The 13,825-nt window shown below is 60.1% G+C and carries 18 protein-coding genes and 1 pseudogene; 12 read left to right on the forward strand and 7 right to left on the reverse strand.

Annotated features, from left to right (window positions below):
* Nucleotides 1–36: 36 nt before the first annotated feature.
* Nucleotides 37–312 (forward strand): hypothetical protein, encoded by a 276-nt coding sequence (locus tag FJ948_RS22655; RefSeq protein ID WP_140708314.1) that lies wholly within the window; start codon nt 37–39, stop codon nt 310–312.
* A gap of 35 nt (nt 313–347) precedes the next feature.
* Here FJ948_RS22655 and FJ948_RS22660 read toward each other — a convergent pair whose 3' ends face one another.
* Both FJ948_RS22660 and FJ948_RS22665 read right to left on the reverse strand, forming a co-directional pair.
* Nucleotides 348–1,526, reverse strand: coding sequence for a zinc-dependent alcohol dehydrogenase (locus FJ948_RS22660; RefSeq protein ID WP_140708534.1), 1,179 nt, complete (start codon nt 1,524–1,526; stop codon nt 348–350).
* Between the two features lie 119 nt (nt 1,527–1,645).
* Nucleotides 1,646–2,431 carry an SDR family NAD(P)-dependent oxidoreductase gene (locus FJ948_RS22665; RefSeq protein ID WP_140708316.1) on the reverse strand — a complete coding sequence of 262 codons (786 nt, stop codon included), beginning with the start codon at nt 2,429–2,431 and terminating at the stop codon, nt 1,646–1,648.
* Between the two features lie 344 nt (nt 2,432–2,775).
* On the opposite strand from FJ948_RS22665, the gene FJ948_RS22670 reads away from it, so the two are divergent.
* The 8 genes from FJ948_RS22670 (at nt 2,776) to FJ948_RS22705 (ending at nt 7,161) form a co-directional block, all read left to right on the forward strand.
* Nucleotides 2,776–3,042, forward strand: a complete 267-nt coding sequence (locus tag FJ948_RS22670; protein ID WP_140708317.1) for a hypothetical protein — start codon at nt 2,776–2,778, stop codon at nt 3,040–3,042.
* A complete protein-coding gene (locus FJ948_RS22675; protein WP_140708319.1) occupies nt 3,039–3,263 on the forward strand; it encodes a hypothetical protein in 225 nt (74 codons plus the stop codon). The genes FJ948_RS22670 and FJ948_RS22675 overlap by 4 nt, the downstream gene beginning before the upstream one ends.
* Nucleotides 3,264–3,399: 136 nt before the next feature.
* Nucleotides 3,400–4,131 carry a diguanylate cyclase gene (locus FJ948_RS22680; RefSeq protein ID WP_348643013.1) on the forward strand — a complete coding sequence of 244 codons (732 nt, stop codon included), beginning with the start codon at nt 3,400–3,402 and terminating at the stop codon, nt 4,129–4,131.
* Between the two features lie 105 nt (nt 4,132–4,236).
* On the forward strand, nt 4,237–4,464 hold the full coding sequence (locus tag FJ948_RS22685; protein WP_181173776.1) for a hypothetical protein: 228 nt from the start codon (nt 4,237–4,239) through the stop codon (nt 4,462–4,464).
* Nucleotides 4,465–4,794: 330 nt separating this feature from the next.
* Nucleotides 4,795–5,250, forward strand: a complete 456-nt coding sequence (locus tag FJ948_RS22690; protein ID WP_246677586.1) for a hypothetical protein — start codon at nt 4,795–4,797, stop codon at nt 5,248–5,250.
* Entirely contained in the window at nt 5,247–6,467 is a 1,221-nt protein-coding gene (locus FJ948_RS22695) for a divalent metal cation transporter (RefSeq protein WP_140708323.1), read from the forward strand. The genes FJ948_RS22690 and FJ948_RS22695 overlap by 4 nt, the downstream gene beginning before the upstream one ends.
* A complete protein-coding gene (locus FJ948_RS22700) occupies nt 6,467–6,826 on the forward strand; it encodes a hypothetical protein (RefSeq protein WP_140708540.1) in 360 nt (119 codons plus the stop codon). The genes FJ948_RS22695 and FJ948_RS22700 overlap by 1 nt, the downstream gene beginning before the upstream one ends.
* Before the next feature lie 2 nt (nt 6,827–6,828).
* Complete coding sequence (locus tag FJ948_RS22705; protein ID WP_140708325.1) at nt 6,829–7,161, forward strand: hypothetical protein; 333 nt, start codon at nt 6,829–6,831, stop codon at nt 7,159–7,161.
* Between the two features lie 29 nt (nt 7,162–7,190).
* On the opposite strand, the gene FJ948_RS22710 is transcribed toward FJ948_RS22705, so the two are convergent.
* Nucleotides 7,191–7,520, reverse strand: a complete 330-nt coding sequence (locus tag FJ948_RS22710) for a hypothetical protein (RefSeq protein ID WP_140708327.1) — start codon at nt 7,518–7,520, stop codon at nt 7,191–7,193.
* Between the two features lie 54 nt (nt 7,521–7,574).
* Nucleotides 7,575–7,826: a DUF982 domain-containing protein gene (locus tag FJ948_RS22715; RefSeq protein WP_140708329.1), complete on the reverse strand. Its 252-nt coding sequence runs from the start codon at nt 7,824–7,826 to the stop codon at nt 7,575–7,577.
* A 290-nt stretch (nt 7,827–8,116) separates the two neighbouring features.
* On the opposite strand from FJ948_RS22715, the gene FJ948_RS22720 reads away from it, so the two are divergent.
* Nucleotides 8,117–8,860, forward strand: a complete 744-nt coding sequence (locus FJ948_RS22720; RefSeq protein WP_140708331.1) for a DUF4142 domain-containing protein — start codon at nt 8,117–8,119, stop codon at nt 8,858–8,860.
* 21 nt (nt 8,861–8,881) lie between these two features.
* Nucleotides 8,882–9,481 carry a general stress protein gene (locus tag FJ948_RS22725; protein ID WP_140708333.1) on the forward strand — a complete coding sequence of 200 codons (600 nt, stop codon included), beginning with the start codon at nt 8,882–8,884 and terminating at the stop codon, nt 9,479–9,481.
* 221 nt (nt 9,482–9,702) lie between these two features.
* On the opposite strand, the pseudogene FJ948_RS22730 reads toward FJ948_RS22725, so the two are convergent.
* The 3 genes and pseudogenes from FJ948_RS22730 to FJ948_RS22740 all read right to left on the reverse strand — a co-directional run.
* Nucleotides 9,703–9,905: pseudogene (locus FJ948_RS22730) on the reverse strand (DUF892 family protein); the annotation flags it as partial.
* 235 nt (nt 9,906–10,140) lie between these two features.
* Nucleotides 10,141–11,304: a UDP-galactopyranose mutase gene (glf, locus tag FJ948_RS22735; RefSeq protein ID WP_140708335.1), complete on the reverse strand. Its 1,164-nt coding sequence runs from the start codon at nt 11,302–11,304 to the stop codon at nt 10,141–10,143.
* Between the two features lies 1 nt (nt 11,305).
* On the reverse strand, nt 11,306–12,478 hold the full coding sequence (locus tag FJ948_RS22740; protein ID WP_140708337.1) for a glycosyltransferase: 1,173 nt from the start codon (nt 12,476–12,478) through the stop codon (nt 11,306–11,308).
* Between the two features lie 361 nt (nt 12,479–12,839).
* Here FJ948_RS22740 and FJ948_RS22745 point away from each other — a divergent pair, with 361 nt between their 5' ends.
* Nucleotides 12,840–13,757 (forward strand): hypothetical protein, encoded by a 918-nt coding sequence (locus tag FJ948_RS22745; protein WP_181173777.1) that lies wholly within the window; start codon nt 12,840–12,842, stop codon nt 13,755–13,757.
* The last annotated feature ends 68 nt before the right edge of the window (nt 13,758–13,825 follow it).

Raw genomic sequence — 13,825 nt, forward strand, 5'->3', positions numbered from 1 at the left:
GTGGTGCCCGCCTGGCGCGGCCGACCGGAATTTCGGTTGGCGACCGGATTGTCCAATGGAACGCTCGACGGGCGCGACGCGCCTGCGGTCTTTGGCGTCGGCGGCTTTGCGCCGGCATCCGTGTCGCTGGCATCCCTCCTCGGGTGCGGCAAGCCCTCTGTGTTCGGTGACCGGACGGCGGGTTTCGAGATGGAATCTTCCTTGGCCATGATGGTTCCTTTCATGAAAACGGCAAACATCTCATCGGCAGGGTCAATCGCCGGCGCTATTGAAAGTTCCGCAACCGCGACGGCACCGACCCCGTCAAGGTGAGGGCACGAGCGAAGATGAAGCGTCCCGATGAATGCTCAGCCATGCGGCCGCATGACCACCTTGATGCAGCCGTCCTGCTTGTCGCGAAACGCCTTGTAGAGATCGGGTCCGGCTTCAAGGTCGGCCCTGTGCGTGATCACGAAGGATGGATCGATCTCGCCGGTCTGGACCTTGGCCAAAAGCGGTTCGAGATACCGTTGCGTATGGGTCTGGCCCATGCGGAATGTCAGGCCTTTGTTCATCGCGGCGCCAAAGGGGATATGATCGACGAGGCCGATATAGACGCCGGGGATCGAAATGGTGCCACCCTTGCGGCAACAGTAGATTGCTTCGCGCAGCACATGCGGCCTGTCGGTGCCGAGGAACGCAGCCGCCTTGACCTTGTCGAGCATGGAGTCGGCGCTGGCGCCGGCATCGGCCTCGGTGCCGACGCAATCGATGCAGCGATCCGGGCCGCGGCCATCGGTCATCGCCATCAGCGCGTCATAGATGTTGGAATTGCTGAAGTCGAGTGTCTCGGCCTTGCCGTGTTCGCGAGCCATGGCAAGTCGTTCCGGAACCTTGTCGATCGCGATGACGCGTCCGGCGCCGAGCATCCAGGCGCTCTGGATGGCGAATTGACCGACCGGACCGCAGCCCCAGATCGCGACCGTGTCACCCGGCTCGATGCCGGCGTTCTCGGCCGCCATGTAGCCGGTCGGAAAGATGTCGGAAAGAAACAGCACCTGCTCGTCGTCCATGCCTTCCGGCACCTTGATCGGGCCGACATCGGCGAATGGGACGCGCAGATATTCAGCCTGGCCGCCCCAATAGCCGCCGACCAGATGCGAATAGCCGAACAGGCCGGCCGGCGATTGTCCCATCACCTCGGCCGCTTGCTTGGCATTGGGATTTGACCGGTCGCAAAGCGAGAACAGCCCCCTCTGGCAAAACCAGCACTCGCCGCACGAAATGTTGAAAGGCACCACGATGCGATCGCCCTTCTTGAACTTCGAATGGCCGCGGCCGACCTCCACGACCTCTCCCATGGTCTCGTGTCCAAGCACATCACCCGATTCCATGGTCGGCATGTACCCGTCCATCAGATGCAGATCGGAGCCGCATATGGCACAGCAGGTAACCTTGATGATGACGTCACGGTCATCCTCGATGGTCGGATCCTGCACCTGATCGCAGCGTATGTCGCCTTTGCCGTGCCATGTGAGGGCTTTCATCATGTTGCTCCTGAGTTGGACGTTCTGAAATATCGGTAGTGCCGGTTCTTTCGGACGAAGTGGCGGTCACTGGTCCGCGATCCCTCAACTGGCTGGCGATCTGTCTCGGCAGCGGAAGATCAGTCTCTGGATGCCGAACCCGGCTCTGCCATTTTGCGGTGCTGTTCAGCCAGAGTGCCCGCCGGAGTGACGTGCGCGGCCGCGACCTGCAGCTTGTTCTTCCAGCCGCTGATCACTTGTTCCTCGCCAGCCATCATGGCGTCGTAGCCGGTTCTGGCCACGTCGGCCGGATTGTCCTTCTCGTCGGTGCCGACCTTGGTGTCCATCATTTCGGCGCGTTCGAAGAACCGTGTCTGCGTAGCGCCGGGCATCAGCACCGTGACCGTGACGCCGGTGTCCAGCATCTCATGGCGCAGTGCGATCGAGAAGGAATCGATGAACGCCTTGGTGCCGTTGTAGACCGCCTGGAAGGTGCCGGGCATGAAGCCGGCAATCGATCCGGTGAACAGAATCCGACCGCGGCCGCGGCGTGCCATCCTGGCGCCGAGTTCATGCGCGAGGTAGACCGTGCCGGTAATGTTGGTGTCGATGACGCGGCGAACTTTCTGCCAATCCTGGTCGAGAAAGCCGTCGCCAAGTCCGCGTCCGGCGTTCAGGAACAGAAGGTCGATGTCGCGATCGCCGATCCGCGTGATGAGTTGATCGACGCCCTCGAGGGATGCCAGATCGGCCTCGATGGCTTCAACCATTACATTATGCGAAGCCAGAGCCTCGGCCGCCTGTTGGACCGCAGGTTCGTCGGCGGCTATGACCAGGTTGTAGCCGTCCTTTGCGCATAGTCTGGCAAGTTCCTTGCCGATGCCGCTCGATGCGCCCGTCACCACGGCCAGATTTGCATTGGTCATCGTGTTCTCCGAAGTTCGTTCCGGCCGAACCAGCGGGGTGCCCGATTGTTCCGTGCGGTAAGGTCGGTTTGCTAGCTGTCCGTCGCAGGTAATCTCCGATGTGCTTTCGGGCGTGAACAACGCGAAGATGGCGAAGTGGAACAACTGGCCTCGATGCAGGTTCGGGGCCGTGCGGCGTCGTCGCTCCCCTTGTTTGACGCCGCGCGATCGGGTTCCCCTCAGCCTGATCAGCCCGCGCGCTCCCCGGCCGGGAGCCGCGGGCTTTCCGTGTCGCCACGGCCATGTTTCGAATCAGCTGGAACAACCTCCCCGTTCGGCAGTTCGGGCGCAGGAGGAACCGCCAAATGCACTATGCCGATGAAATCGCGCTCAGGCGCGTGAAGATGCTGGTGGAACAATATGTTCTCGCCAGAGGCAGGAGGTATGATTTCGTATCGACCGAGCTGGCGTGCAGGGCCATCCGCCAGGTGGTCCGCAGCCCTATCGAAGATACGGAACTGGATCATCTGCTGGCCCGAAGTGCGGTCAAACAGGGGCTTTCCGTACGGTTCGACCGTATAGGTCACTTGTCGGCTGCTTTACCCGAACTCATTGAGGAAAAGTCAGCATGAGAGCCTTGTGGTCACTGTGTGCGGCGTCGGCGTTGCTTGCCTTGGCGGCGTGCAACAACAATGCCGACCCTGTCAAATCCAAGACGGATACGATGAACAGCCAGCCGGTCGACAAGAATCCCAAGACGGATACCAATCCGACACCACAGACGAGTACTGGCGGGGACCAGCAAGGCACCCAGCCGACGCAGCCGGCATCGCCCAAACCGTCTGGCGGTTAGGATGAGCGGCGTTGCTGGTACAGCTTCGTGACGCCGGCGAGAACCTTGAGCCGCGCATGAGGCGAACTGCAAAGCGACGTGTCCTGTCTGGTGGTCAGCCAATAATCCTGACCGGATCCGACTTCGCGGCCGGAACGTGAGCCTTCTTGGCGCGATGCCAGAGGGGCACCAGCGGATTGAGCTCTGGATAGTAGCCGGCGCAATTGCAGCAGCTGGCTCAGCAGGGTCGTTATCTTCACAAGAACGCAGACGAGAGGGTGTTCCTGTGCTGTCGGATCCCACCGTTCTGATCCTGATGTATTTTCTTCTCCCGGTTTGGTTGGTCGCCGGTTTTGCCGACTGGCTCTGCCATCGCGCTTCGCATATCGAATCGACCACGGGCGCCAAGGAATCGTTGATCCATCTCCTAATGTTCGCCGAGGTCGGCATACCGCTACTCGCTGCCATGTTCCTCGACGTGAACGCCCTGGTCATAGCCATCATGATCGTCACCTTCTTCATTCACGAAGCGACGGCGATGTGGGACGTGCGCTACGCCACTACGGCGCGCACGGTGACGCCGATCGAGCAGCATGTGCACAGCTTCCTGGAGATGATCCCGCTGATGGGGCTGGTCAGCGTCGTGTCCCTCCACTGGGGACAGTTCCTCGCGCTGTTCGGGGCAGGACAGGAAACCGCGCACCTCGACATCGCCTGGAAATCGCAGCAGCTCCCGGTGAGCTATATCCTATGCGTCATGGCCGTGATCCTGCTTTTCGAATTGCTCCCTTATCTGGAAGAATTCGTCAGGGGGTTACGTGCCAATGCCGGCAGGCTGATTCCGGCGAAAGCCAGACGAAACGACCCGGGCCAGACGACCTTGCGGTGAAGCACTCGTCTTGAACGATGCCCAACCGCCACGGCACCTGCGTCGCGGAACATGTCCGCCGGACCGACCATTATCAGAGCGGGAGAGCAGACATGGAGTGTGGTGATGGGCATCCTTTCCGATCTGGACAAGAAGCTGACCGACAATATGTATGAGCATGGCAGTGAACTCACCGACGCGGTTTCGGATCTGCCACGGGCGGTCGTTGAAACCGTTGACCGGCTGATGCCTTTCATTCAGCCCGAAGCGCGTGAGGCAGTGAGAAGTCAGGTTCTTGGCCTGGTTCACGAATACAGGATCGAGAACCCTTCAGGCTCGGCCGCGCAGGATTAGCCGTTCTGGTCTATCGCGTGAGGCGCCGGTTGGCTCCCGCGGTCGTTGCCCGGTCTATGACTGCCAAACCACCAAGCCGCGATGATTACGACCGCCACGACCGCTATCCAGATCAGGACGGGCTGACGTCGGCCCACCGCTCCTCCTGCTCAATCCTACAAGCCAACCTTTGTTCCCCATGAGTTGGTTTCCGTCGTGGCCAGCGGTTCCCTGTCACGGTTCTTCTTGCGATCGGCACCCGTGCGGTCGGCCTCGATTGACGGGCACTCGGGGCACGCTAGATCAATTCATGCCGACCAGGTTTGTTTCGGCTGCAGGGAGATTATTCTTGTGGTGCATCCGGCTTTGACCTTCAGTGGCCGTGATCTCAGGCTGGATTATCTGTGCGCCATGGTGCTTCTGGGCGTTTCGGCGGGATGCTCGTCTTCCGAACGGATCGAACAGCAATCACAAACGGCGGCCTCTGCCGCACAGACCGTGTCGATGGTGCTCGATGCGTGGAGAAGCGGGGCGGCGCCGTCCGCATACACAGCCGGCACGCTGCAATCCGTCGGCAAGACGCTGGCTGATGCCGAGGCGCAAATCCGATCGGCCGGAGCGACCGAACCTGCCGAGCAAGCTGCCTTGGCGACAGCGGTTAAGGGGCTGTCGGTCGCAGTAGCTCGCGCCGAAGCGGGATTGCAGGCGGGCAATCGAACGGAGGTCCAAAATGCAAAGCAGGACCTTCGGCTGGCCTCGCGCTCGCTGGCCACCGCCTATGCAGAGTATTTCGCGCCGAAGCCATGAAGAAGCTCGTGGAAATATCGCTCGGCGTCGTCACCAGCGTTGGCGGCTTCCTCGAAGTCGGATCAATGGCGACGGCCGCCCAGGCGGGTGCGACCTTCGGTTTCCAGTTGATCTGGGCCGTGGTCCTCGGCACCATCTGCATCATCTTTCTGGTGGAGATGGCCGGCCGGTTCGCGGCTGTGAGCCATCACACGATCTGCGACGGCATCCGCGAGAGATTCGGCTTCAACGTCTTTGTGTGGCCGTTGCTTGCCACCTTGCTGCTCAGCCTCATGGTGCTCTCCGCCGAGATCGGCGGCGTTGCCATCGCACTCGAATTTGCCACCGGCATAGGCTTCCGGTGGTGGGCGCTGCCGGTGGCCATTTTGGCATGGCTGCTGCTCTGGAAAGGTACGTTCGGTTTCATCGAGAAAGGTGTGTCGATCCTCGGTCTGGTAACATTGTGTTTCGTCGTCGCGGCCGTGATGCTGAAGCCCGACTGGACAGCGGTCGCAGCTGGTGCCGTGCCTTCGCTGCCGGCCCACGATGCCGCCAATTACTGGTTCATGGCGGTCAGCATTCTTGGCGCCTCGATATCGCCGTACCTGTTCATGTTCTATTCTTCGGGGGCCATCGAGGACCAGTGGGACAAAAGCTATCTCGGCGCCAATCGAGCCATAGCGGGACTGGGGATGACTTTCGGCGGCACCATTTCGGTCGGCGTGCTGATCGTGGCCGCTCTCGTGCTGGCGACGCAGGGCATCAACCAGGTGGACGATTATCATCAAATGCCATTGATGCTGATCCCGGTATTCGGCTTTTGGGGTTTCGTCCTGTTCATAGCCTCTCTCGCCGTTGCCTGTTTCGGCGCTGCGCTCGAAGTCGGGCTGCAACAGGCTTACCTCGTGGCTCAAGGTTTCGGCTGGACATGGGGCGAGGATCGCAAGCCGCGCGACAATCCAGGCTTCAGCGCGGTGTACACGGTATCGTTGTTTCTTGCCGCTATCCCCATCATGCTTGGTCTCGATCCGCTGAGGCTCACCATCTTTTCCATGGCTCTGACGGCGGCCAGCCTGCCGCTGACCGTGGTGCCCTTCCTGTTTCTGCTGAACGACAAACGCTACGTCGGCGAGCATCGCAACGGCATTCTTTCCAACGCCGCGGTCATCTTCATCATCGCCCTCGGCTTTGTGCTGGCCGTGGTGACGATCCCGCTGCAGATACTCGGAGGCACATGATGAAATTGCTGCGTGATCTGCTGGACAAGCAGGTGGTCGATCGCGAACAGGTCAAGATCGGCAAGGTCGACGGGCTGGTGGCGGAGCTGCGGCGAGGCAAGCCGCCAAGGATCGTTGCGATTGAACTCGGCTCCATCACATTGGCGCGTCGCCTCGGTACATGGCCTGGCCGACGAATGGCGCAACTCGCGGCAAGGCTGGGTGGCAAGCGCCATGGCGAGCCGCATCGGATCGCCTGGCACAAGGTGAAGGATATCGGCATCGACATAGAGTTCGATGTGGATGTGCGTCAGACGTCGATCTTTGCCTGGCAGGACTGGCTGCGCGACCGTGTCATCGGACGCATTCCGGGAGCTTGACGATGACCATGGTAAACCTCGAACATCTGGCCGGGCGACGCGTGCTTTCGCAGCGGGGCAAGAGTATCGGCTATATCGAGGAAATCCGCGCCGAACCGGATGGCGACGATTTCGTCGTTACCGAATTCCACGTCGGCATCTACGCCGCTTTCGAACGTCTTTCGGCCTCGGCTATAGGTGTGGCGGTGCTTGATCTTTTCCGGTTGCGCCGCCGCGATGGGCTATACCGAATCCCTTGGGACAAGCTCGACATCTCCGACCCTGCGCGGCCGCGCCTGCTGTGCCCGATGACTGAACTTTCCAGCATGAAGAGCGCGCCCGATTTTCGCGACTAGGTCGTCGCTTCGGATGGTCGTGAACTTTTTCAGCGCAGCATGCTGGCGAGCAGAAACACCGCTGCCGCAACCAAAACGACGGCCGCGATGATTAACAGCGGCCAGTTGCTTTGAGGCCGTAATTCCGGTTCGCTTTCGACCGGCAGCATCGCGTTGGCGAAGCTGGCCTCGTTCTCGAATTTTGGCCGGCGGGAACGTGGCGGGTCTGCTTCAGTGGTCGGATTTCTAGTGTCAGCCGCCTCGGCGTCGGTTTCCAACGGAGCAACGGAGGGATCGAAGCCCGGCGTTTTGTCTTGCGTCGTTCCCGCCTGAATCTCACCTCTGGCAGAGGCAGGTGTGGGGTTTGAAATCTTGGCCATGACCTCTCTCCTTCGAACCATACTCTGCCAGATCCGCGGCGGTGGTTTGCAAGGCTAGATGTGCTCGAGCAGAATCCTGGCGTCCCTAGCCGCAACGATGAACGCCTGTCTTGCGACCTTGGCAGGCTTTTCGCCACGCATCACGGCAAGGCATGCCTTGATCGCGGCAAGACGCATTTCGGATTTCGGCTTTGGCCAGTCCCGCAGCAGCACTTCGGCGGCATCGGACACAGAGACCACGACCCTGTCGCGGTCGATGCGGCCAGGTTGAATGATGATCGGCTTTCTAAAGTGGCCCGTACGCACATGCCCCTCCAATACCTGCCCCGTGGTCTACAAATCCTGCCCGAGTAGGCCGAGGCGCGCAGACCGGCCTCCAACGCCGCGATCGTGGATTTGTTCCAGCGTATCCGGCGTTGGAGTGGCGGCGTCCCGAAGCCACTCGTTTCCATGGTTGCTTTTTTCGCCCACGCCCGGCGGCTCTTCACGGATTGTGGCGCTGCTGGTCGGCCGGCGTGTCGTCTCGATGGGGAACAAAGCGCATCCTGTCTTGTTAGGACGCAACGCAAATTTGCTCACTGACAAGGACAAAGCTGATGAAAACACAATATCTTCTCGCATCTCTCGCAGTTGCTTCCGTCGCTTTTGCAATGCCTGCATTTGCTGCCGACAGCGCGCAGGATTTTGTCGACAAGGCCGCCGTCGGCGGCAAGTTCGAAGTCGACTCGAGCCAGATTGCACTGGACAAGGCCCAGGACCAGCGCATCAAGGATTTTGCCCAGATGATGATCCGGGACCACGGCGCAGCCAATGCCAAGCTGGAGGCGGTCGCGGGCCAGCAGAAACTGAAAGTACCGCCGGCGCTCGATGCCAAGCACCAGGGCGATCTGGACAAGCTCAAGAACGCCCAGGCGCCGATCGATCCGGCCTATGTCGACGCGCAGCGCAAGGCACATGACGAGGCCGTCAAGCTGTTTGAAGATTATGCCAGCGGCGGTGACAACGCCGCGCTCAAGACTTTCGCCCAGGAAACTGTGGGGACGCTGAAGATGCACCAGCAGACGATCGAAAAGATCGCCGCCGGGCAAGATGCCGTCACGGGAGCGACAACGCCGGCGGCGAAGACCGACAACACTGCCAACGCCGCCGCTCTCGTTCCCGGCGCGAACAGCTTCACCGAAGCCCAGGCCAAGAGCCGAATCGAGGATGCGGGCTATTCAAACGTGTCGAAGCTTACCAAGGACGATCAGGGCATCTGGCGCGGCCAGGCGGCCAAAGGAGGCGAAAACCTCAACGTTGGGCTCGACTACCAGGGCAACGTCGTTGCCGCAAGCAAGTGAGCATGGATCAGGAGAAATCACATGAAGACTGTAACCGGACTGTTCGACAATTATGAAGACGCGGCCGATGCGGTCGGCGAGCTTGAAGCGACGGGAGTTCCGCATTCCAATATCAGCATCGTCGCCAACAACTCGGACGACTGGTATGACGCAAACCGTTCCGAGGCCGCCGAGGATGCGGGGAGCGGTGCGGGAATCGGCGCGGTGATCGGCGGTGCCGGTGGCCTGCTCACGGGACTGGGCATCATGGCCATTCCGGGCGTCGGCCCGGTGGTCGCGGCCGGATGGCTCGCCGCCACCGCCGCCGGGGCGGTTGCCGGTGCCGTGGCTGGCGGAGCAGCCGGCGGCATTATCGGCGCTCTGACGGAGTCGGGCGTGTCCGAGCGGGATGCACACGTGTATGCGGAAGGTGTACGCCGCGGGGGCACCTTGGTGACGGCCAAGGTGGAGGACGAACTCGTGCCGAATGCCGAGGAGATTTTGGGTCAATCCCGATCGGTCGATGTGGCTGAACGCCGCAGAATGTACGAGGCCGACGGGTGGACCGGTTTCGATGCCGATGCAGGCGAATACGTACCCGAAGTTGATCGCGACGACGGCCGCGCAATCAATCGGCCTTAAGGCGAATTCCGTCTCTCTGGCTGCGACGGTCGCGCCAGAGGTGGGAATAATAGGGTCTGATCCTACTGCGAAACTGGAATACAGTAATCGATCTGCGCAAATTCGTTCAGCGACGAATGCACCCACCTGCACGACCGAACCATGGAAGCGGCGACGACGTCGTTGTCCGACCGGCCAACGGGCCGAAAATCGCCCGGCGACCCAGCGCCGGGCGATTTCACCTAGGCGGCTTGCTCCAAGGCGCGCTCATTCACACCGCCTTCGCTTAAACTGGAAAGCGCTTCATCCGTCGCCACCTTCCTCTTTCAGTGTCTCGTTGAGGAGTTTGACGATCGCTTTTGCCAAGCTGTTCGGCCCAGGCAATCAACGTGCCGTAGTGCGCGATTTCAGAAAGCCCAACTGCTTGGGCGGCGCCGACCAGCCCACCGGTGGTGTAGCTAAGGCCCAACTTTCCATGTGGGCTGTTGTCCCTGCGAGCGAAGCGTTCTAACCACGCGTTCAGCTGCGTCATCGTCGAGCCCGTCGCCGGTGTCGAATTCGTCAAGTCTCCCGCCGTCGAACCCCACTAGCGATGGCTCAAACGGCGTGGATCGCTTCTCTCTGAAATAGAGCCGATCATGCCTTCGAACACGTGATTGCACGGCAATTGCGCCCAATCTCTAGCTCCCGTGTGCAGACGAGCTTACTGAGAGATCCGTCAACGGCGCCTCCCTCTTGCTCGTCCATTCGGGGACACTTTTTTGGATGCGGGCGAAAGTGGCCAGAGCCTGTCCGACCACCTGATCCATGTTGTAGTAGCGGTATGTTGCCAGGCGGCCGACAAACCATACGTCGGGACAAGTTGCGGCGAGCGCTTCATAGCGCTTGTACAGTGCTTCGTTTTCGGCGCGCGGCACCGGGTAATACGGATCCCCGATATTCGTGGGATATTCGTACGTCAGGCTGGTCCGCGAGTTCTGCTGGCCGGTCAGATGTTTGTATTCCGTGATGCGAGTGTAATCTTGCGTCTGCGGATAGTTGACGACGGCGACCGGCTGAAACTGTTCGCAGTCCAGTGTAACGTGCTCGAAACGCAGCGAGCGATAGGGAAGATGCCCGAGCTGCCACTCGAAATATTCGTCGATTGGGCCAGTATAGATCATGCGCCTGAACGGAATCTTCTCACGAATTTCGCGAAAATCGGTCTGCAGCATGATCTTGATGTTCGGATGGTCGAGCATGCGTTCGAACATCCTTGTGTATCCGCCGGCCGGCATTTTCTGGAAGCTGTCGCTGAAATAGCGGTCATCACGGTTGGTCCTGGTCGGCACTCGTGCGGTCACCGATTTGCTCAGTTGACCGGGATCGACGCCCCATTGCTTCCTTGTGTAGCCACGGAAAAATTTCTCATAGAGCTCGCGGCCCACCGTGCTGACAACGACGTCCTCGGCCGTGCGAACGTCTTCTACCGTCTCGCGTCGCGACGCAAAGAATTCCTCCAACTGTGCCGAGGTCAGGTCCAGCTCATAAAGGCGGTTGATCGTGTCGAGATTGATCGGGATGGGAACGAGCTTCCCGTCCACCGCCGCCAACACCCTGTGCTCGTATGAGCGCCATTCGGTGAACTGCGACAGGTAGTCCAAGATGGCTTGGCTGTTGGTGTGGAAGATATGCGGACCGTAGCGGTGGATCAGGATGCCGGCTTCGTTGTAGCAATCGTACGCGTTGCCGCCTACATGGCCGCGGCGATCGACAAGCAGGACGCTCTCGTGACGCTGCGAGGCTATTCGTTCGGCAAGCACGCTGCCGGCAAAACCTGCTCCGACGACCAGCCAATCGAACATGCTATGCGCTCCTGCGAAGAGGGATGACTTTCTTGCGTTCATGGGCGCGCTCGATGTGAGCTGCCATGGCATTCCATGTTCGCTCCCAGGAGGTGTCCGCAAGGTAGGCGTCGACTTGCTGCAGGAGCATCTGACGCGGTCGCGAAAGGGCCGAGCGGAGTTTGGTTTCCAGATCATCGCTATCGGCGATTTCCACAAGTCCAGCAGCGCCGTAGCTGCGCACCACATCGACGATTGCCGTCGAGACTACTGGCAGCCCCGCCGCCAGGAATTCCGGCGTCTTGGTCGGGCTGATGAACCGGGTCGCTTCGTTGAGCGCGAACGGCATCCAGCCGGCATCCCAATGGCGCAGATAGTCGGGCAGGTCGCAGTAGGCTTTCCCGCCCAGCCAGTGAAGATTATCCGCCTGCGGCAGGCTAGCAGGGTCGATCTTGACCACCGGGCCGAGCATGACGAAATGGACGTCGGGCATGGCGTCCGCCGCCTGAGCCACAAGACTGACGTCCAGCCGCTCGTCAATGACACCGAAATAACCCACCCTGGGGTGAGGAATGTCGGCTTGATCGACTGGGTCTTTTCCCGGCTTCCTGGCCTTGTGAAAGTGGTTCACATCGATGCTGCTTGGAAAGGGATAGATCGCGTGATGCAGGTGGCGCTTGGTCTCGAACAGGCTCAGGCCGCCGGTGAAAACGAGATCGGCACGGTTCAGAAGCGCCTTTTCCATCTGCCCCAGTTCGGGCGGCGCATTCTTGAACGCCGAGAGTTCGTCCATACAATCATAGACGCATATGTCTGGCTCGAGGTACTCCGTGAAACGAAGAGCCATCGGCGTGTAATACCAAGCGATCAGCCGGCTGTGCGGCATGGAAGCGATTGTCTGCTGAACAAATCTCCGCTGCGCGGCATCTGCCTTCGCGGCCGACGTGCCGACCGGGAGCACTGGTGTCGCAATCAGAATGTTTGGCGAGACCTCGCTCGTCCGCAATAGCGGCTGCGAAAGTTCTTCGAAGAGAGGTTCTTCAAAGTAGACAACCCTCTGCTGCATGGATGCGAGGGTGAGGAGATGCTGCGGGCGCTGATGAACGAAATTCCACCTTAAGTGAGAGAAGCAAACCAGTAGATTTTGCCTGCCAGCTTGTTTACTGACGGTTACCCTGCCCAAGGCTGCTTCCATTGAGATATTCCTTTTATAGACGGTCGTTTGTGTTGCGAATAACATTTGTTAATCGCGGATGAGGGGGAATTAGACTTCGGTTTCAGCTCCTAACTTTCGGGCAGGTGAGTTGTTCCAAGGTGAAAAGAAGAGCCTCGGTCGCCGCTTGGCTGGACGAATGCAAAGCGCTGGCTGTGCGGAGGCAGACTGGCTGTGTCAAATGGCGGGGTCATCGAAACTGCCCCCGAACAGGTTTGCTGGTGGAGAACCGCCTTTGCCGTATTTGTGTTGAACTTGCTGGCTATAAAATGTGCCGGACACCAATTTGATTCGCCCGCGGCATCGGGCGGGGTTCGGGGCAAGGGCAAATTCCGGGGCTAAGATGAAGATCGACTTCGATACCAACGTGTTTCCGCTGTTTCATCCGCAAAGCGTGGATGACCTCAAGGACCCATGTCCCGTCTTCGATGGCAGGCTGTGGCATGTCTTCGGCTCAAGCGGCACGGTGACGACCGAGACGTGGAGGATCCTGCATGCGACGGCGCCCGACCTTTATGGGCCTTGGGCCGAGCATGAAGCAATCGAGCTTCCCATCAACGGGACGGGGGTCGCGGCTCCTGGCGTCATTCACGAAAGTGGCGTCTTCCACATGTTCATCCAGACCGAATTCATGAAGTCCGGCGGCCGCTGCGAGCACGCGGTTTCCAATGACGGCTTCCATTGGGTGGTTCTCAGCCCGGCCATTCTTGCGATCCCCGATACCGAGGAGGATGGCATCTACGATCCGCATCCGGCGGTCATTGGTGGCAAGCGCTATCTCGTTTACTCGGCCATGCCGAAATTCAACAGGGTGCCGCAGCCCGACATCTATCTCGCACGCAGCCAATCGGACTCGTGGTTCGGTCCGTGGAAGCGGATCGGCAAGATCCTCGATCACACTGATGTTCCTCATCACAATACGAGAGAGGACCCCGACTATGAATGGGGCATTGAAGGTGCGCAACTGGTCGAGTTGCCAGATGGCCGCGTGCTTCTGAACGCCACTTGCTTCTTGCCAAACGGCCTTCGTGGGAACCGGCAGCGGGTATTTTTCGCCATCGCTGACGAGGTTGCCGGACCTTACGTGTCGATTGGCCCGGTGCTCGAACCAGGCCAGCCAGGCGAGAATGGTCATTCAACGGTGATGATCGAAGGCAGCCAGCTTTCCCTGTTTTACCAGAGCCGGGTTGCCGCGACCGATCACCGGTGGCGCTACGGCTTGGCCCGATGTGACGTAGCCCTGTTTTCCAAGGTTGCATGATCCCGGGCTGCCGGTCGGCAGAACCACCTCGACCGGCCGGAGCGGCTGTCGCCGTCGCCCAATTGAGC

Source organism: Mesorhizobium sp. B2-3-12 (assembly GCF_006442205.1).
Lineage (GTDB): Bacteria > Pseudomonadota > Alphaproteobacteria > Rhizobiales > Rhizobiaceae > Mesorhizobium.